Source organism: Microbacterium pratiae (genome assembly GCF_047302165.1).
GTDB lineage: Bacteria > Actinomycetota > Actinomycetes > Actinomycetales > Microbacteriaceae > Microbacterium.
Window position 1 is genome coordinate 626,391 of sequence record NZ_CP154843.1, and the last position, 17,376, is coordinate 643,766.

Sequence of the window (17,376 nt, forward strand, 5' to 3'; positions counted from 1 at the left end):
CGGGGCTCGCGGTCAAGAAAGAGATGTAGATGGAGACAGATCTCACCCCTCGGCTCCTTCGTCAGCAACAGGACCACGTCTCACCGTTCGATCACGGCGCACGAGGGTTTGACGACAGCTGGTGGTTGGACACGTTCGTTCGCAGGCGAACCGCTTCTCTTCTCCCGTATTCCTTTGTTGATGAGCGAGATGACGAGGTTGCTCGCGCCCTCCTACGGGAAGGCGCTGGCTTCGCTGACCTCGACGGCGCTGGCGTTGAGTTTCCCTTTGATGCGATCGCTGTCGACTTCCTCGAGGTGCGCACAGATCTGCTCTACCCGCGAAGGGGAATCGGCACCCAGGTGGTGCGTGCGCTCGAGCAGCTACACCCTGCAATCACCCTCTACGCCTTCTCAGAGCAAGCAGATGAGTTCTGGCGCAGCACCGGGTGGACCTTCATGCCGCGACGGGATGGATCGTCGGCGTACCGTCCGCTCTTCGCGCTGTGGAGATGAAGCTGGTCTAGACCTCTCCGTCGAAGCGTTCGGGGGCTAGCGCACCCTGCTTGTCCAGCCGGCCGCAAGCGCTTCGCGCCGCGCTGCTGTGACCTCGCGGTCGGCTTCTTCGAGTGCTGCTGCTGCGTCTTTCGCGCCTTCATCCGTCGGGCGAGGGCTTCACCCTTCGCGATCTTCTCGGAGACCTGTGCATGCACAGACTCGCGGATGCTGCGCTCTATGGACGCCGCCATTCGACGCAACCCGCGTGGCCCTCAAACCGGTGCGTCCGACGCTGCCCTGACCTCGAAACCTAACGCCTGCCGGTCAGGACCGCGATGCACCGCAGAGACGTTCGTCCCCGCAAGGCGCGTTACGCAGGCGGTGGAGACGCATTCACGCCGCTCGAGTGGGCCGAACGAATGAGAAACGCCATCCGAAACGTCAGCAAAGCGTGCCGAGTGTTCGCACAAATGAGTGAGATCGTGCCCTCGGCGGATGCCGGGATCGCGCGCCGTCAGGGCGCCGGGGCCTCCAGGGCGACCTTCGGCTTGGCCCATGAGCGGCCGCGCGTGTCCTTGAGGATGTCGTACTCGACGTCGACGTGCGGTTCGATGGCGCTGTACTTGTCGTTGGGGGCGCCGATCACGAGCTGGAAGCCGAGTCCGCGCCATGCTCCGATGGCACGCTTGGTGAAGTGCGCGTCGGCCTTGATGAGGGCTTCGTCCATGAAGACGGGGGCGTAGCGGGGGCGTTCGGCGCTGGCGTCGCCGAGCTGGTAGCGGAGGGCCGCGCCGACGATGAAGGCGATGAGCTCCTGCGACTCGCCGCCGGACTTCTCGCCGATGTGGTCGTACAGCGCGACGTGCTTCTTCGTCACGGCATCCACACGCTCGGCGCTCACGCGAACGTGGTTGCGTACGTCGATGAGGTCGCCGAAGTCGGGCGCCGACCGGCGCATGTGCCCGATGAGGCGCGACATCCGGCGGTACGCGTGTTCGCGCTCGTCATCCGTCGTGGCGTTCTCGATGAGCCCGCGCACCTCGCGCAGCTCGCGTCGGAAGCGCCGGCGAGGCTCGGACTGGTTCTCGCGCGTGGTGATCTGCAGGCGATGGTCGTCGTCGTAGAACGGGAGGTCCTGCATGATGCGGTTGATCGGGTCGATGCGATCACGGATCTCGCGGATCGACCGGCTGAGCGTCGAGTCGAGGTTCGTGAGGTCATTGCCCGACAGCTTGAGCAGGCTGTCGCGCCACTCGGCCTCCAGCTCATGCAGTCCGCTGGTCTCGAGCGCTTTCAGAGCGCGTTCGAAGTCGTCGATCGACGTGTCGGGGTCGGGCAGCAGATTCGGATTCGGCCACCGCTCGAGGAAGCTCGCCATGATGCGTCGCAGGCTCTCCCGGCTCTCGTCGAGGGCGTCGACGGCCGCGCGTCGGTCTTCCGCGAGGCGCTGCGCGGCTGTCGCGAGCGCTGCGGAGAAGCGGCTCAGCGCCTCGGACGGAGTGCCGTCAGAGGTCGGCCCATCGAGATGGAATCGCTCGTCGAGGAACGCGGACTGTGCGGCGGTGAGAGCGCGCTCTGCCCGCTCGGCGTCGTCGAGCACGGACTGATCGGAATCGACGTCATCGATCACCTCGGCCCACTGCGCCTCGATCTGATCACGTTCGATCGACACGCGGGCGATCTCGTCGCGCAGGTGGGAGATCCGGTCCTTGATATCGGAGATCCGTCGCTGCACATCGGCGATTTCCGGGTTGGCGGCCGTGACGTCGCTCTGAACGCCGATCCAGCGATCCCGCTCTGCGGTGACCGCATCGACGTCAACCTCTTCCCAGGTCAGGTCAGTGATCTTGGCGTAGACGGCAAGGCGCGAGTCAACGGTGTCGAGCTCGGTCTCGGCGACCTTCCGCTCCCGCAGGGCGTCATCGAGACGGCGACGAGCGTCCTCGACGAGCCGAGCCACGTCGTGCCGGCGTCGCTCGTTCGAGAATCCGAGGACGTTCTCGCGACCGTGGCCACCGTGCGCGCCGCGGTTGCCCTGCGCGACCTGTCCGGTGATCGTGAGCGCCATGCGATGCTTCGGCAGCTCGGCGCTGGAATCGACGCAGACGTATCCGTGACGGGTCTCGAGCCGCTCCTGCAGCCAACCGGTGAACGGCGAGCTCTGGTAGTCGAGACGCCCCGGGAGGGTCTGCGGGTCGAGGTTGGCGACCGGCTCCATGCCCGCGTGCACGCCCTCGAAGCGCAACCGCACGGGGGTGTGGACCGATTCGATCGCCGCGCGGAACCGTCCCAGGTGCGCGGTGTCGATCAGCACCGTGGTCGCGAAGCCGCCGAGCGCGAGGTTGAACGCCTCGCGCCACGGCTCGAACTCGGTGCGCACCTCGACGAGCTCGCCGACGAAGGGAAGGTCTGCGGTCGTGAGTCCGGCGGCCTCCGCCAGCCGCTCGCGCGACTCGTGCAGAGCGGGCGGGATGTTGCCGTGGCGGGAGGCCACGCGCTGAGCCTCCGCCTCGAGTTCGGCGAACTCGATCCGCGCGGCTTTCGCCGTCGATGCGGCTTCAGCAAAGGCCGACCGAGCACGCGCCTTCGCATCGGAGTCGGCGAGCTCTGCACGGGCGCGGGAGATGAACGCCGTGAACTCGTCGCGGTTCGACAGCTCGACGCCCAGACTCTTGACCGCGGTGTCGAACACCTCGCGGTGACGCCGCACGTCGGCGAGCCGCCGCTCCACCTCGCGCAGTTCGCGCTGCGCCGTGGCCAGGCGGTCACCGCCCGAGAGTCGGAGCACGTCGATCAGGCCGTCGCGTTCAGCCTCGGCGCCGTCTGCGAGCGCACGCTTCTCGCGCAGCGTGACCTCGGCCGCGTTCTTGCGCTCGCGCAGCTCGGTCTCGACGTCGCGCAGCATCCCGAGGCGCCTGTCCGCGCGCCAGAGCGTGGCGAGCGACCCGGCATCCGAGAAGGAGCCGACCTCGTCGATCAGGTTCACCCGCTCGGCGGCGGCGGCCATCTTGGCGCGCAGCTGCGGGATGGGCGTGAGCGCGGTGACCTGCTGCCGGGCCGTCAACATGCGCATGCGCGTGCTCTCGAGTCCATCGAAGTGCGCGACGACGGCGTCGGCGGTCTCCATCGTCTCGGGCTCTTCGAGCACGAGACGCTTGTAGAGGTCGTCGACGGTCGTGATCTGCTGGCCCGCCTGGATGCGCGCGAGCAGGCTCATCGCCTTGGCCCCGGCCCCCGCGGCTCCGATGCCCAGCACGGCGTGCAGGCGGGCGGAGAATTCGCGGTCCGTCCCGACGGGGTCCAGGCCGGCCTCGCGCACGGCGGCGTCGGAGAGGCGCTGCACGGCGGCCGGTTCGAGCGAACGGAGGTCGAAGGCCCGATCGGTCGTCGCCCGCACGCGCACGGTGTCTTCGAGCACACGCGCGCTGGCCGGGATGTACCAGGCTCGCACCGCTGTGAACTGCGACCCGTCGTGATCGATCCACGTCATCGAGACGGCGGTCCAGGTGTCTTCGCCGTCACCGCGGAGGACCGTCATCTTCGTGCCGTCCTCGGTGCGCGACTCGTCGATCTTGCCGCGCCCATAGGAGAGGATGTTGCGCTGCTCGGAGCCGCGCGGACGCCCCGTGACGCCTCCGTTCGAGGCGCCGTTGAAGGGAGTGGTGTGGGGCATCATGAGCGCGATGTACGCGTCCATCAGCGTCGATTTGCCCGACCCCGAGCCGCCGCACAGAAGCGTGGCGCCGGGGGAGAAGCGCACACGATGGGCGCCCTCGTAGCCGCCCCAGTTGATGAGCTGAAGGTCTTCGGCGAGCCATTGCTGGCCGCGGGATGCCGCCGGGATGAGCCCGAACAGCGTCTCGAGCATCGTCACAGCTCCTCCTCCTGAGGCTCGTCGTCGCCTTCTTCGTCTTCGTCTTGCTCATCGGCCTCGTCGGCCGCGGCCTCACCGGCGCCGTTCGACTCCGACCGGTCTCGCAGCCAATCACGCAGCTCCCGCAGCTTCTCAGCGCTGAGGACGATCTCGACGAGCGGACTGATGCGGAAGCGTCCCGTCGTCTCCTCGTCGACGATGCCGTCGCGAGCGAGCCGGTCCATCGCCTTGCGGATGAGGCGCTGCCGCTTCGCGGTGTCGCCGTCGGCATCCGCGAAATAGCTCATCACGGTCTGCTCGACGTCCTCGATGTCGACCCGGGCGGCCGGCTCACCGGCCGCCGATTCCCGCTGGTAGACCGTGCGCAAGTGCACGAGGACGAGGGTCTCGGAGCGCGTGTAAGCGGCATCCCGAAGCAGGATCGGAACATCGAGCTCATCCGAGCGCACCTGCTGTTTATAGGCGACGCCGCGCTCGTGGTCGATCACGAGCCGGACGAACAGGTCGTTGAGGCGTGACTCGACGAGCTGCTGATTGTCGAGGAGGGCCGTCCACTCCTCGCGGTTGCGGTCAGCGAGCACGAACCGCCGCTGCAGCAGGTGGACGAGCACGCGGCGCACCGCGGGATCAAGAACTCCGCGATCGCCGGGGAAGAGCTCGCCGAGGTCGTCCTCCATCGCGGCCGGCTCGACGAACGCACCGTCGCCCGGGGCCTCGTCTTCGGCTGTGCCGAGGGTGGCGGTGTCAGTCATCGTCGGGCTCCTTCGAGGTGCGGGCGGTCACGGATCCGAAGGCGAAGCGCCGGGTCGTCCCGTCGGGGCGGCGCGCCTCGACCACCGAGAGGTCATCGCCTTCCCGCATGCCGTTGCGATGGGCGATCTCGAGAAGGCCCACCAGGTCGACCGGACGGCGCACGTCGTCGTCCGCGGCGAGGAAGGCCTCACCCAGATCGAACTCCTCGCCGAGCGCCGCGACGTGAGCTTCCAGCTCCGCATAGCGCGGACCGCCCCAGGCCCGCGTGTCGGCATCCAGAATCTCGGCGTCTTCGTCGGACTCCGTCAGCGGTGCCGGCGCACGGGGCGGGCGGATGTCGGTGGTCGACTGCCGCAGGTGGCGGATATCGGCCGTGGGCAGGCTACGGATCATGTCGACGGTGGCCTCGGACGACGTGCTGTGCGTCCAGGCCTGCAGGCCGGCCATGACATCACGCAGGAGGTCATCGACGTGGCGATCGCGGATGGGGTCGTGCGTGCGCACCTGCCCCGTGATGACCCGCGACGCGCGACGTTGGGCGGTCAGAACTTCTTCGACGCCGAGCTCCACGCGCCTCGAGATCGCGTCGAGCTCGGCGCGCTGCTCCGTGTCCATGAGGCGCGCGAAGGGCTGCGTGAGCAGGGTGTGCAGCTGGTCTGTGAGGCTGTCGATGCGCTCGGGATCGCCGATCAGCCGGAGCGCGCCGGCGAACGCCCGGCCTTCCGGCGTCGACTGCATGACGTACTGTCCGCGCTGCAGGTACTCGCGCAGCACTTCGCCGGTGGGTCGCACGTCGCGCCGGAGGTCGGCGATGACGTCGCGCTGCATGGCCTTGATCGACTCCGCGACGCGCGTGAAGTCGGCGGGTAGCTCGCGCGCGAGATGCAGCACGTTCTCCGCCTCTTCGAGGAGCTGCTCATCGTCGATCGGCTCGGCTTCCCCGAGCTGAAGGCGCGCGATCTCGGCGTCGAGGGCATCGCGTTCGCGGATGAGGCGCGTGAGGCGCACTTCAGGGTCGGTCTCAGCGTGGTCGGAGAGCCGCTCGACGGCCTCCAGGAGGGTGCGGACACGGGAGTTCGAGACGCGGGTGCGTCCGCCGGTGGTGCGTCCGGTGATCTCCAGCGCGCCCACCGCGTGGGCCGTCAGCCGGTAGACCTCGACATCGCCGTCGATCTGGGGGACGAGCCATCCCACCCGCACCCAGTAGCGACAGATCTCACGGGCTGTGCCCGCCGGGAGTGCGCGATCGTCCTCGTCGTATCCGGCCGCACGCAGCTCGTCGAGGATCTCGGCGACCTCGGCATGCGCATCCGAGATCTCGACGGCCGGGCGATCGACGGAGAAGACGAGCGAGAGCGTCGCGACCACGAAGGGCGCGTAACGGCCGTGGAGAAGATCGAGCGTGGGGGTACGGAACGCCGACAGCGCACGCACATATGCGGCCTCGGCGCGAGTACTTCCCATCCATGCAACAGTATCCGGCGCGCCGACATCGAAGCGTCAGGTCGGATCCCGTCGAGCGTGGGCGAATCTCGCCATCCGCGCGTTCGGCGACCGGACGCAAAACACCGGTGGGTGCTTACGTGCGGGCCGGGGCGTTGTCGTAGCGGAGTATGTCGCCGGGCTGGCAGCAGAGCGCCTCACAGAGGGCAGAGAGCGTGGAGAAGCGGACGGCCTTCGCGCGACCGTTCTTAAGCACGGCAAGGTTTGCTGGCGTGATTCCTATCGCCGCGGACAAGTGAGCATGTGCCGAGTAAAGAGGTCAGCGAAGAGATATGGACTCCGCCGGGCCTGGCGGCGTCCGATTCTTCACGGCGGATGAGTGCTCAGGCCGGTGCCGCGCCAAAGATCAACGCACCGGGCGTGGGCGTGCTGCCGTTTTACACGTTCCAGGATTTCCCGGTCTTCGATCGCGCTGTGATTCGTGTGAATGTCGCGAACGGCAACATGTTCTTCGCCGCGACCGATGTGACGATCGCGGGGCCGGGGCAAGCCCTGCAGCTGGATCGCTACTACAACAGCCTCACCGGTTCAGGGACCACCTCGGGCTCATTTGCACTCGGATGGGGCTCATCCATGGCCCCATACGACTATGCCAACAGCAACTCCATCCGCTATGCGGACCCCACTGGCTTGTCCGCTGGAGATTACATCTCTGTAGCTACCAACGCCCTAGTTTCTACAGTCAGTGTGCTGCTCTGTGCCGCCGCTCCCGGTGTTGGTTGCGTAGTGGCGTCGATTGTCTATGGCGCTGTCGGCAACGCGCTTGGGAACGCTATCGGCACGGCTGTTGACGGCGGATCCGAAGCAGAGGTCCAGGATGCGTTCCTCAGCGGTATAGGCCCGGGGCTCTCTCCGGGGCCCTGTCGTCCATCGCCGGCCTTGCCGCAGGTGCCGTCGTACGATACGTAGCAGGGGGGAGCTGACATGATCGCTGTCATGATCGTGGGCGCAATTCTTGGCTTCTGCCTCCTGATTGCAGCGATCGTCGCCCAGGTCCGGACGCGAGCAACCCGACCGACCCGGACCACAACGGTGCTGGTAGCGCTCGCAATCCTCATCGGGATCATCGTTGCTGTCATCGGCTTTGTAGGTCTCTAGATCCGGCATCGCCTCTAGTTACGCTGGCTGGCAGCCGTCCGATTGGCGATGGGGTGTGTCTCCCGACATGGGTGAGGTGCGCTTCTGGAGCTGCCATGCGCTCGCGGGGCCAACAGCCCTCCCGCATCAGTGGTGGTTGCTAGAAACGGTTCCACAGCCTGATCGCGTCAGCCGACGCTAGGTCTACGCGGGGGGCGAGTGCTCTGGTGGGGTACCCGATGTGCCGGTCAGGTGCCGTCGTCGATGGCGTCGTGCTTCTCCAACGCGTGAAGTGCCTCATCGGCGAGGGCTCGGTGGCTTGTTCGCCAGAAGTAAACTGCCAGGACGCTCGCTAGGGCCACGGCTACCAGGCCCGGAACCCACCTTCCAGCGATGAAGCATCGCACTGCGGTGAGAGTAAGAACGAGGGCGAGTGTGATGAGGAGCATGTTCGCCCAACTGCGGATGATGCGCGCCCACGTTCCCATGCTTGGACTGTAACGGTATGGACTCTGCTAGCGGACCCCAAGGAGTTCGATCCCGTGTACCGAAACCGAATCGCGCCGGAAGCTCGGCAGCACCGTTTTCGGTATGGCACATGAAGTCGGCTACGCCCGAGTCTCGAAGCGGGTGCAGAACCCGGACGCAAGGCCGCCGAGCCGTGCCCGACCGGCCGTAGTGGACTGCGTGCCTCAAGTACCTGAGGTCGGGGGAGACCGGCAGGCTGCGCCGGCTCGATCGTCTCGCCGCCAGTAAGCGCATCCTGACTGAGACGCGACAGGGTCTCGGCGCACGCCAGGTGAACATCGTGAGCCTCACGGATCCGATGAGCGACACGCCCACGTCGAGCACCGAGGGTAACCCGCCCTCTCTAGGCATTGCATCGGGCATCACATATGCATGGAAGTGAATCGAATGGCCTCACACGGGGTATCAGGAACGCCAACCCAATAGACGTGCAGGTCGTAATCCATCCGATCGGATGCGGCAATCTTCGAGCATGAACAAGGTGACAGATCGAGCCGCGCCTAGCTTTCCGCTGGTGCGTAACCGACCCGAGCCGCCGCGGGTAGGAGCCCCGATGACCGGGACGGCGTTTGTGCCGGGTGTGTGATTGGATCCAAGCTGACATGACGTCAATTACCGGCGTCGAAAATGGGCAACGCGATTGCGAAACGCTCCGCCGTAGGATGGGCGTTCGCGTGATGCGGACCGCAGCGACGAAGAGGGCGAGCGCATGAGCATTCCTGCTGGATGGTACGACGACGGTTCAGGGCGGCAGCGCTGGTGGGACGGCGCGCGGTGGACCGACTACTACGCGCCAGCCCCCGATGCAGGATCTCCGCAGCCTTTGGCGAACCCGCAGGCGCTCTCCGCTCCGGTGGCCTCCGCCCCGGCCACTTCCGCCCCGCCGCCCGGCTCGCGGCCGACGCCGGTTCTCGGATACATCGGTCTGGGTCTGGCTGTGCTGGGCGCGGTGCTCGCCTGTATCCCCGTTCTCTTCGGCCTTGGCGTGGTGCTGCTGCTGGCCGGCTTCGTCGTGTCGCTGATCGGTCTCTTGAAGAAGGGCGCCGCGAAGTGGCCGGCGATCGTCGGCATGATCTTCTCGGTGATCGGCGGCGCGATCGGAACCGTCGTGCTCGTGGTCTCGCTCCTCGCGAACGTCCCCCCGCCGATCGACACCGCACCGGCCACGAGTGCGCCGACGCCCTCGGCCGAGCCGTCTACCGGAGCGAGCGACAGCCGACCGTCGCCGGAGGAGATCGCCGAGGAGTTCGCCGCAACCATCAGAGCCGGCGGCATCACCACATACGATGACAAGCCGGATTTCTTTCCCTGCGTGGGGCAGTACCTGTACGACTCCGAGCTGTCGGACGAGGCTCTGCGGCTCGTCATCGTGGGCTACGACCCGCCCGAGTCCGAGCGCGCGACTGCCGAGAAGGCGATCACCAACGCTGTTCTCACGTGCGACCCTCAGCCGCTCGATCCGGAACCTGAGCCGTAGTCTGCGCGTTCGCCCGGCGAGAGTCGCGACCCCTACCGCTGATATGTGCCCCTTCATGGGCTCGAGACGCCGTCTCCATGGGGAGGTCTCCCCGTGGAGAACCAGCGACGACCCGAGCAATCATTGTGGTGCTCGGTCATTGGGACAACCTGGTCGCTTCGATTCCGGCATCCCTCCGAGAACAGTTCGACCTACAGGCGTCGCAGGTATCCACCACGGCCTGAACGGGGCTCAGCGATCGCCGTGGCCGTGGAGCCGCCTATGAACGAAGGCGTGCCAAGCAGCGACGGACGCCATTATGTTGGGTCCCGCTCGCCGTCACCGTTGCGGGTCCTGACGGTTCGCCGACATCGAACCGTGGGTCAGATCCCGTCGAGCGTGGGCGGCAGGGCCAATACGAGCTCGTCGATCTCCTCGCCGCGGGCGGGGGCGTAGGCGCGCTGTCGTCGGATCTCACTGAAGCCGTTCTTGGTGAGGACGGCGATGGATGCCGCGTTGTCCGCGGCGACCCGCGCATAGAGCGGGCGCTCGGCCTCGCGGGCGACGAGCAAACGCAGGGCGGCGGAGGCGACACCGCGGCCCCGCGCGTTTCGGGTGATCCAGAAGGTGACCTCGCGGTCGCCGTCGACGGTGAAGGCCGCCGCCGTGCCGGCGAAGCCGCCGTCGTCGGTCACGACGAACATCGAGACCCGGTCGTCGGCGCGGTGGCGCTCGAGCCAGGCGTCGAACGCGTCGCGGTCCGTGGGATCGTCGGCGGTGAACGCGGCCTGGGCGACGGCATCCGGGTCGCGCATCATCTCGAATACGGCATCCGCGTCGTCATCGTCGAAGGGGCGGAGATCCACGTGAGTCACACCGGCACGCTACGCGGATGAAATCCGTCTCATTTACGGGTATCGGTGCGGGACGAAGATCAGTACAGTTATCCCGTCACGCATCGCGTGACGTATCCGGGGGGATCCGTCGACGCCCGGGCGCTGCATCTCTCGCACGCAGCCCGGGCGTCGAATGGGGGACTGTCCCGACGCTCAGCCCGCAGGCAGCAGCTGCGACCGCAGCTCGTCGATGTCGGCTGCGACAGCGATCGCGCCGTTCGCCTCGTCCGGGGTGCTGAAACCCCAGGACACGAAGATGACGGGGACGCTGTTCGCCGCGCCGCCCTCGACGTCGTGGTGGCGATCTCCGATGAGGACAGGCCGTGACAAATCCACGCCGTCGGCGCTGAGGCGGCGAAGAGCCTCGGCGACGATGTCCGACTTCGAGCTGAGTGTCTTCTCGTCGCTCGTGGCTCCGACGATCTCGCGCAGCCGCGGGGCGAGGCCGAAGTGCTCCATCAGCGCGCGCACCTGGATCTCGGGCTTCGAGCTCGCCGTCGACTGCGGCACGCCCGCCTCATTCAGCTCGACCATGAGGTCGGCGACGCCGGGGTAGAGGCGCGCTCCCGTCGTGTAGCCGTCGGCCTTGCCGAGCACTCGATAGAACGACACCGCCTCGGTCGCCTTCTCGGGCGTCATTCCGAGGTTCGTCTGGAACGACTCGTGCATCGGCGGGCCGATCCAGTGGATGAGCTCATCGTGCGTCGGCGCGGGGTGGCCGAAGTGCGCGAGCGTGATGGTGAGGCGACGGAGGATGCCCTCGGAAGCATCGACGACCGTGCCGTCGATGTCCCACAGGACGCAGGAGAACGGCGATCGGGTCATGCTCCCACCCTACGGTCCGCGTCGCTCGGGAATGTCTCGCCCCCTTTGTGCGCTGACATCCTCATGACGACATCCAGCACGTCCTCAGCCCACGCCTCCGGAACGTTCCGCATCGGCGGCGATCTCGAGGTCAACCGCCTCGGCTACGGCACGATGCAGCTGACCGGCCCCGGCGTGTGGGGCCCGCCGAAGGATCACGACGAGGCGATCCGCGTGCTCAAGCGCGCCGTCGAGCTCGGCGTGAACTTCTTCGACACCGCCGACTCGTACGGGCCCTATGTCGCGGAGGAGCTCCTCAAAAAGGCTCTGCACCCCTACGGCGACGACGTCGTGATCGCGACGAAGGCCGGTCTCACCCGGACCGGACCCAACGAGTGGCCGCCGCTCGGTCGTCCCGAGTACCTGCGCCAGGAAGCCGAGATGAGCCTCCGCCGCCTCGGTCTCGACCGCATCGACCTCTTCCAGCTCCACCGCATCGACCCGCAGGTTCCCCTCGAGGACCAGGTCGGCGAGCTGAAAAAGCTCCAGGACGAGGGCAAGATCCGCCACATCGGACTCTCCGAGGTCACCGTCGATGAGGTGAAGGCTGCGCAGCAGATCGCGACGATCGTCTCGGTGCAGAACCTCTACAACCTGCAGAAGCGGGATGCCGAGGACCTGCTCGACTGGTCGACGGAGCAGGGCATCGGCTTCATCCCGTGGTTCCCGCTCGCGACCGGCGGCCTGACCGGAGCCGACTCGCCGCTCAGCGAACTGGCCGAGCGCAAGGACGCCACGCCCGCGCAGATCGCTCTCGCCTGGCTGCTCAAGCGCTCGCCGGTGATGCTGCCGATCCCGGGCACCTCGAGCGTCGCGCACCTGGAGGACAACCTGCGCGGTGCCGAGATCGAGCTGACCGACGACGAGTTCGAGGAGCTGTCGAAGCTCGGCTCCTGACAGATGACAGCGAGGCGCACCCGGACCGACATCGGCCGGGTGCGCCTTCGTCGTCGGCGGGGGATCAGGCGCAGGCGGGGATCAGGTGCGGCGCGGATCAGGTGTCGAAGCCGACGAAAGACCACCGCTCTGCGGCATCCGGGCCGAGGTCGAGGAACACGGCGGTGAACTCGTTGTTGACGCCGTCCTCCCAGAACGTCAGCGCGGCACGACCCGGCGAGATCGCGATGGAGGCGAGCTCGGACGGCGGACGCGGGCCGATGAGGGCGACGAGCGTTGGGAGGCGGCGCAGCACGTCCTCCGCGAGTGGAACCACACGTCGGTCGATGTCCGCGCGATTCCGCCCGCTCAGCCAGATTCCGAGTTCACGCGCTTCGCCCCGGAAGAGGTCGCAGCCGTACTCCACGATCCCGTCGAGCTCGCCCTCGAAGCGCAGCTCCTGCCGGCGGAACTCATCGACCGCGTCGGATTCGTCTTCCATGCGCGAAGCCTAGGCGGCGCGAGCGAAGTGATGGGTCCGCGGCGCGGACGGGTCAGAACAGGCGGGGTGCGCCCGACTCGATGCCCTTCATGGCGTCGTAGTCGAGGGTGACGCAGCGGATGCCGCGGTCGGCGGCCAGCACCTTCGCCTGCGGCTTGATCTCCTGCGCGGCGAAGACACCCGACACGGGCGCGAGGTGCGGGTCGCGGCCGAGCAGCTCGAGGTAGCGCGTGAGCTGCTCGACGCCGTCGATGTCACCGCGGCGCTTGACCTCGACCGCGATCGTGCCGCCGGCGGGATCGCGCAGCAGCAGGTCGACGGGACCGATCGCGGTCGGGAACTCGCGGCGGACGAGCGTCAGGTCCTCGCCGATGACCTCGACCTGCTCGGCGAGCAGCCGCTGGAGGTCGGCCTCGACGCCGTCCTTGATGAGACCGGGGTCGACGCCGAGCTCGTGCGACGAGTCATGGAGCATCTCGTAGATGCGCACGACGAGGGTGTCACCCGACTTCGCGTGACTCACCCGCCACTGCTCGACGACCTGCTCCTCGACATCCGGATCGTCCTCCGGCGTCTCGACGGTGAGCGTGCACGGCGGGCTCATCCAGTTGAGGGGCTTGTACGACCCGCCGTCGGAGTGCACGAGGAGGCTGCCGTCGCCCTTGTGCACCAGCAGCCGAGTAGCGAGCGGAAGGTGAGCATTGAGGCGCCCCGTGTATTGGACGGAGCAGCGGGCGATGACCAGACGCACCCGTCGAGCCTAAGCGTTCCGCGCGCTCACCGCAGATGCGCGGCGACCGTCGGGATGAGGATCGGCGCGTTCACCGCGGCGTGGAGCACCATGCAGGCGACGAGATTGCGGCGCCACAGATACAGCGCGTAGATGGCCGCGGTCCCGCTCGCGTGGTACAGCAGCCACTCGAAACCGAAGGTGAACAGATGCGGCACGACGAAGAACGGAAGCGTCGCCGCGACCGCGATCCAGCGCCGCCCGGTGAGTTCGGTCAATCGCTCAAGCGGGTAGCCGCGGAACAGGATCTCCTCGCAGATCGCCGCGCTCAGGATCATCGCTGCGACCGTCAGGACGGGGAGTGCGGCGATGGTCGCCGAGCCCGCGTCGGGCGCCGCCTGCGGGCGGATCAGCTGCGCGAGCCAGCTCCAGGCCATAGCGCCGCCGAAGAGGATGAGCGCCCACTCGAGGTCCTTGCCCGTCGGTCGCACGATCCGGAGCGACGACAGCCGCCGCCGCTCGACCCCGAGAACCCAGGCGAGGACGAGTGCGGTCGCGAGCGTATTCCAGAAGATCGCCGCCGCGGGCCCGGTGAGTCCGACTGCCGCGAGCGGAGGGCGAGGATCGGCTCCCGCCGCACGGAGGGCTTCGGGAAGCCACATGGGCGACCACGCGAGGCCGATGCCGACCAGGACGGTCGCCCACGCGAGCGCGCGGCGGCGCGGCTGTGCTGGCGACGTGTCGAGCGCGGCCGGTGCCGGGCGGGGGGCGGGTTCTGAGTCCACGTCGACAGAGTAGCTGCTCTAGAGTGCATGCTCTAGTAACCGTCCGACGGCTATCGTGGCTCCCGTGCCACGCCGTCGCGATCCTGAACGCTTCGAGGAACGACGTGCGGTGATCTTGGATGCCGCGGCGGCCGAGTTCGCGGCATCCGGATATGCGGCCGCCACCACCGCGTCGATCCACCGCCGCGCGGGGGTGTCGTCGGGCACGCTGTTCCACTACTTCCCGACGAAGCTCGACCTCCTGGTCGGGGTGCTGGAGCTGGGACGTGCGGAGACGGCGCGAGCGCTCGCGGAGATCGCGTCGGGAACCACAGGCACGGACGCCGTGCTGGCCTATGCCGCGCACGTCGAGGCGGAGCTCGCCGACGAGCTGTACCCCGGGCTCGTCCGGGCTATCGGCGACGTCGAACGGCTCGCGCCCGTTCGCGCGGCGCTCGCCGCCGAGACCGCGGCGATCGACGAGTTCCTCGTGCGGCATCTCGCCCTGGCGCTCGACGCGGACGCGGCGATGTGCGCCGGCCAGGCTCGCGCGATCCGCTGGCTCCTCGACGGCGCCGCCGCCGACGCGCTCGCCGCGCCCGTCCCGCCCGGATCCCTCGTCGACGCGGTACACGCTCTGCTCCACGGCATGGGGGTGCCGCCGCCACTCTGAGCTGCCCGGCCGGCGTCAGCCGGTCGTCCCGCTGGGGCTGGCTGTTTCCGTCGTGGCTGGCTGTTTCGTCGTGGCTGGCTGTCCCGCTGGAGCTGGCTATCCCGCTGCGGCTGGCTGTTCTGTCGTGGCTGGCTGTCCCGTCGTGACTGGCTGTCCCGTCGTGACTGGCTGTTTCCGTCGTGGCCGGCTGTGCCCGTCGTCCGTCCGTTGTCCCGCCGACAGGCTCAACCGCCGTCGAGGCGCCGCTTGACGTCCGGAATCACGGTTGAACCTGTAGACGGGACGAAGTGGCTCCGAAAGCGGCCCGCGCCGCGATGTCGCGGGCGCGCTCGGCCGTTCGTCTGGTTCGCTGTGGCGGCGTCCCACGCGCCGGGATCTCGTCCCTCCGCGGTGCCGTCGCCAGGCTCAGCGGACGCGAGGGTGCCGCGCGCCGGCTGCGGTCGCGGCTGAGCCTGTCGACGGGACAGGGGTGGCTTCGCCCCCCGCGACCCGCGACCCGAGACCCGCGACCCGCGACCCGCGACCCACGAGCCTCGTCGCTCCCGGACTCATCGTCCCGTCGACAGGCTGAGCGGCTGTTGAGGCACGGAAATCGACCCGCAGACCCGGCTGAGCCTGTCGACGGCACGAGTTAACGGCACGAGTCAACGGCACGAGTTAGTAGTGACCCCTGCCGATCACGGCGTGCCGCACTCCGCCGCGCGGATCCGCGACATCGCCGGCGAACCGCGGAATGACGTGGATATGCGCGTGGAAGACCGTCTGCCCCGCAGCCACGCCGTCGTTGAACCCGACGTTGTAGCCGTCGGGGTGGTGGCTCTCGTCGAGCTGCGTCTTGATCAGGCTGATGAGGCGCATCGCGTCGCGGAGCTCGTCCGCCGTCGCGTCGAACCAGCTCGCGATCGGCCGCTTCGGGACGACCAGCGTGTGCCCGGGCGACACCGGGTTCGCATCGCGCACCGCGAAGGCGAGTCGGTCTCGGCGACCCGATTCTCCGCGGGCACCGATTCGAACACCGACCGCGACGTCATCCGTCCACGCAACCGGACCCTGGCTGACTCCGCCAGACCAGCTGCCCCGCCCGCGCGCACCGCCGAGCTGGGACCTCGCGGCGCAAACCCCCGGGGCCTGCGGGCAACGGGTCAGTGGCGGCCGGCGCCGACCTTGGCCCCGGGCAGGGGCTTCGCCGCGGACGAGGCGAGACCGGATGCTGCGACGAGCACCACCAGGATGAACAGCGTCGGCAGCAGGCCGATGTGGTCGCTGATGAATCCGAGGATCGGCGGGCCACAGAGGAACGCGACGTAGCCGATCGTCGCGGCGGCGCTCACGCGGGCGGCCGCGCGCGCCGGGTCGTCGGCTGCGGCCGACATGCCGAGCGGGAAGCCGAGCGACGCTCCGATCCCCCACAGCGCGGCGCCCACGAAGACGAGCGGCAGGTTCGGGGCGAGGATGAACAGCAGGATGCCGGCAGTCGCGGCGACCGCGAGAACGCGCAGCGTCGCGACGCGGCCGAAGCGGTCGACGAGGGGGCCGCCGAAGACGCGCACCACGGTCATCGAGACGCTGAAGACGGTGAGGGCAGCGGCGCCGATGGCGGCGGTTCCGCCCTCGTGCTCGACCACGCCGAGCGCGAGCCAGTCGTTCGCGCCGCCTTCGGCGAACGCCATGCCCAGCATGATGATGCCGAGCGTGTAGGTCCGCGGCTCTCGCCAGGCCGAAAGCGACACGGCGAGTCGCTGACGCCAGCCGGGCGCGGGACCGTCGGTGGATGCCGCTTCGGGCGCGGTGTCGGCGGCGACGGCATCGGTGACCGCGCGGCGGGGGACGTTCGCGATCGCGACGATCGCGAGCACGACGATGAACGCGGCGATCGTGACCGCGTGGATGGCGACGCCGATGCGCAGGCCGGCGGCGATCGCGCCGAGCCCCGCTCCGATCACGGTCCCGAAGCTGAAGAAGGCGTGGAACAGCGGCAGGATCGTCTTGCCCGACTGCGTCTCGATCGCGGCCCCGTCGACGTTCATCATGACGTCGAGGCAGCCGTTCCCGAAGCCGAACAGCGCGAGGCCGACGATGAGCATCGCGTACGAGTGGAAGAACCCGCTGCCGAGCCCGAGGATCGCGAGGCCGATCGACAGGGTGATCAGCACCCCGAACATGCCGGTGCGTGTGCCGAGCCGGGCGATGATGACCGAGCTCGCCGAGAGCCCGAGGATCGATGCGATTCCCATCGCGAGCAGCGCCAGGCCGATCTCGCGGTTCTCGATGCCGAGGTCTTCCTTGATCGTGGGCACGCGTGCCGCCCAGGTCGCGATGCTCAGACCGCTCGCGGCGAAGATCGCGAAGACGGCGTTGCGCCAGCGCAGGTAGACGGGGCGGGAGAGCACATCGGTCACCGGGT

At 68.3% G+C, this 17,376-nt stretch carries 17 protein-coding genes; 5 read left to right on the top strand and 12 right to left on the bottom strand.

Going from position 1 to position 17,376, the window contains the following annotated elements:
- Positions 1-29 precede the first annotated feature (29 nt).
- On the top strand, positions 30-494 hold the full coding sequence (locus AA0Y20_RS02975) for a hypothetical protein (RefSeq protein WP_412937322.1): 465 nt from the start codon (positions 30-32) through the stop codon (positions 492-494).
- A 496-nt stretch (positions 495-990) separates the two neighbouring features.
- On the opposite strand, the gene AA0Y20_RS02980 is transcribed toward AA0Y20_RS02975, so the two are convergent.
- The 4 genes from AA0Y20_RS02980 to AA0Y20_RS02995 form a co-directional block, all read right to left on the bottom strand.
- Complete coding sequence (locus AA0Y20_RS02980; RefSeq protein ID WP_412937324.1) at positions 991-4,350, bottom strand: ATP-binding protein; 3,360 nt, start codon at positions 4,348-4,350, stop codon at positions 991-993.
- Positions 4,347-5,102, bottom strand: coding sequence for a DUF4194 domain-containing protein (locus tag AA0Y20_RS02985; protein ID WP_412937326.1), 756 nt, complete (start codon positions 5,100-5,102; stop codon positions 4,347-4,349). Before AA0Y20_RS02985 ends, AA0Y20_RS02980 begins: the two co-directional genes overlap by 4 nt.
- Positions 5,095-6,567 (bottom strand): DUF3375 domain-containing protein, encoded by a 1,473-nt coding sequence (locus tag AA0Y20_RS02990; protein ID WP_412937328.1) that lies wholly within the window; start codon positions 6,565-6,567, stop codon positions 5,095-5,097. The genes AA0Y20_RS02985 and AA0Y20_RS02990 overlap by 8 nt, the downstream gene beginning before the upstream one ends.
- A gap of 115 nt (positions 6,568-6,682) precedes the next feature.
- On the bottom strand, positions 6,683-6,841 hold the full coding sequence (locus tag AA0Y20_RS02995) for a helix-turn-helix domain-containing protein (RefSeq protein ID WP_412937329.1): 159 nt from the start codon (positions 6,839-6,841) through the stop codon (positions 6,683-6,685).
- Positions 6,842-6,921: 80 nt separating this feature from the next.
- Here AA0Y20_RS02995 and AA0Y20_RS03000 point away from each other — a divergent pair, with 80 nt between their 5' ends.
- Entirely contained in the window at positions 6,922-7,515 is a 594-nt protein-coding gene (locus AA0Y20_RS03000; RefSeq protein ID WP_413331954.1) for a DUF6531 domain-containing protein, read from the top strand.
- Between the two features lie 416 nt (positions 7,516-7,931).
- Here the strand turns inward: AA0Y20_RS03000 and AA0Y20_RS03005 are convergent, their stop codons facing one another.
- Positions 7,932-8,171, bottom strand: a complete 240-nt coding sequence (locus tag AA0Y20_RS03005) for a hypothetical protein (RefSeq protein ID WP_412937332.1) — start codon at positions 8,169-8,171, stop codon at positions 7,932-7,934.
- A 749-nt stretch (positions 8,172-8,920) separates the two neighbouring features.
- On the opposite strand from AA0Y20_RS03005, the gene AA0Y20_RS03010 reads away from it, so the two are divergent.
- Positions 8,921-9,688, top strand: coding sequence for a DUF2510 domain-containing protein (locus AA0Y20_RS03010; RefSeq protein WP_412937334.1), 768 nt, complete (start codon positions 8,921-8,923; stop codon positions 9,686-9,688).
- A gap of 362 nt (positions 9,689-10,050) precedes the next feature.
- Here the strand turns inward: AA0Y20_RS03010 and AA0Y20_RS03015 are convergent, their stop codons facing one another.
- Both AA0Y20_RS03015 and AA0Y20_RS03020 read right to left on the bottom strand, forming a co-directional pair.
- The gene (locus AA0Y20_RS03015; protein ID WP_412937335.1) at positions 10,051-10,542 is read right to left on the bottom strand and encodes a GNAT family N-acetyltransferase; all 492 of its coding nucleotides are present in this window, start codon (positions 10,540-10,542) and stop codon (positions 10,051-10,053) included.
- Positions 10,543-10,716: 174 nt separating this feature from the next.
- Entirely contained in the window at positions 10,717-11,388 is a 672-nt protein-coding gene (locus AA0Y20_RS03020) for an HAD hydrolase-like protein (protein ID WP_412937336.1), read from the bottom strand.
- Positions 11,389-11,451: 63 nt separating this feature from the next.
- On the opposite strand from AA0Y20_RS03020, the gene AA0Y20_RS03025 reads away from it, so the two are divergent.
- On the top strand, positions 11,452-12,324 hold the full coding sequence (locus AA0Y20_RS03025; RefSeq protein ID WP_412937337.1) for an aldo/keto reductase: 873 nt from the start codon (positions 11,452-11,454) through the stop codon (positions 12,322-12,324).
- A 97-nt stretch (positions 12,325-12,421) separates the two neighbouring features.
- Here AA0Y20_RS03025 and AA0Y20_RS03030 read toward each other — a convergent pair whose 3' ends face one another.
- The 3 genes from AA0Y20_RS03030 to AA0Y20_RS03040 are packed head-to-tail and all read right to left on the bottom strand — an operon-like array spanning position 12,422 to position 14,320.
- Positions 12,422-12,805, bottom strand: coding sequence for a hypothetical protein (locus AA0Y20_RS03030; RefSeq protein WP_412937338.1), 384 nt, complete (start codon positions 12,803-12,805; stop codon positions 12,422-12,424).
- A gap of 52 nt (positions 12,806-12,857) precedes the next feature.
- Complete coding sequence (gene nucS, locus AA0Y20_RS03035; RefSeq protein ID WP_412937339.1) at positions 12,858-13,556, bottom strand: endonuclease NucS; 699 nt, start codon at positions 13,554-13,556, stop codon at positions 12,858-12,860.
- Positions 13,557-13,582: 26 nt separating this feature from the next.
- Positions 13,583-14,320: a CPBP family intramembrane glutamic endopeptidase gene (locus AA0Y20_RS03040; RefSeq protein WP_412937340.1), complete on the bottom strand. Its 738-nt coding sequence runs from the start codon at positions 14,318-14,320 to the stop codon at positions 13,583-13,585.
- A 64-nt stretch (positions 14,321-14,384) separates the two neighbouring features.
- Between AA0Y20_RS03040 and AA0Y20_RS03045 the strand changes: the two genes are divergently transcribed.
- Positions 14,385-14,972, top strand: coding sequence for a TetR/AcrR family transcriptional regulator (locus AA0Y20_RS03045; protein WP_412937341.1), 588 nt, complete (start codon positions 14,385-14,387; stop codon positions 14,970-14,972).
- A gap of 657 nt (positions 14,973-15,629) precedes the next feature.
- Here the strand turns inward: AA0Y20_RS03045 and AA0Y20_RS03050 are convergent.
- Both AA0Y20_RS03050 and AA0Y20_RS03055 read right to left on the bottom strand, forming a co-directional pair.
- Positions 15,630-15,932, bottom strand: coding sequence for an HIT family protein (locus AA0Y20_RS03050; protein WP_412937343.1), 303 nt, complete (start codon positions 15,930-15,932; stop codon positions 15,630-15,632).
- A 182-nt stretch (positions 15,933-16,114) separates the two neighbouring features.
- Positions 16,115-17,371, bottom strand: a complete 1,257-nt coding sequence (locus AA0Y20_RS03055; RefSeq protein WP_412937345.1) for an MFS transporter — start codon at positions 17,369-17,371, stop codon at positions 16,115-16,117.
- Positions 17,372-17,376 lie beyond the last annotated feature (5 nt).

What these genes read in the sequence shown, in the direction of transcription:
- AA0Y20_RS02975 (WP_412937322.1), top strand. Translation starts at nt 30, where the DNA reads ATGGAGACAGATCTCACCCCTCGGCTCCTTCGTCAGCAACAGGACCAC.
- AA0Y20_RS03025 (WP_412937337.1), top strand. Translation starts at nt 11,452, where the DNA reads ATGACGACATCCAGCACGTCCTCAGCCCACGCCTCCGGAACGTTCCGC.
- AA0Y20_RS03000 (WP_413331954.1), top strand. Translation starts at nt 6,922, where the DNA reads ATGAGTGCTCAGGCCGGTGCCGCGCCAAAGATCAACGCACCGGGCGTG.
- AA0Y20_RS02990 (WP_412937328.1), bottom strand. Translation starts at nt 6,567, where the DNA reads ATGGGAAGTACTCGCGCCGAGGCCGCATATGTGCGTGCGCTGTCGGCG.
- AA0Y20_RS02985 (WP_412937326.1), bottom strand. Translation starts at nt 5,102, where the DNA reads ATGACTGACACCGCCACCCTCGGCACAGCCGAAGACGAGGCCCCGGGC.
- AA0Y20_RS03010 (WP_412937334.1), top strand. Translation starts at nt 8,921, where the DNA reads ATGAGCATTCCTGCTGGATGGTACGACGACGGTTCAGGGCGGCAGCGC.
- AA0Y20_RS03030 (WP_412937338.1), bottom strand. Translation starts at nt 12,805, where the DNA reads ATGGAAGACGAATCCGACGCGGTCGATGAGTTCCGCCGGCAGGAGCTG.
- AA0Y20_RS03020 (WP_412937336.1), bottom strand. Translation starts at nt 11,388, where the DNA reads ATGACCCGATCGCCGTTCTCCTGCGTCCTGTGGGACATCGACGGCACG.
- AA0Y20_RS03005 (WP_412937332.1), bottom strand. Translation starts at nt 8,171, where the DNA reads ATGGGAACGTGGGCGCGCATCATCCGCAGTTGGGCGAACATGCTCCTC.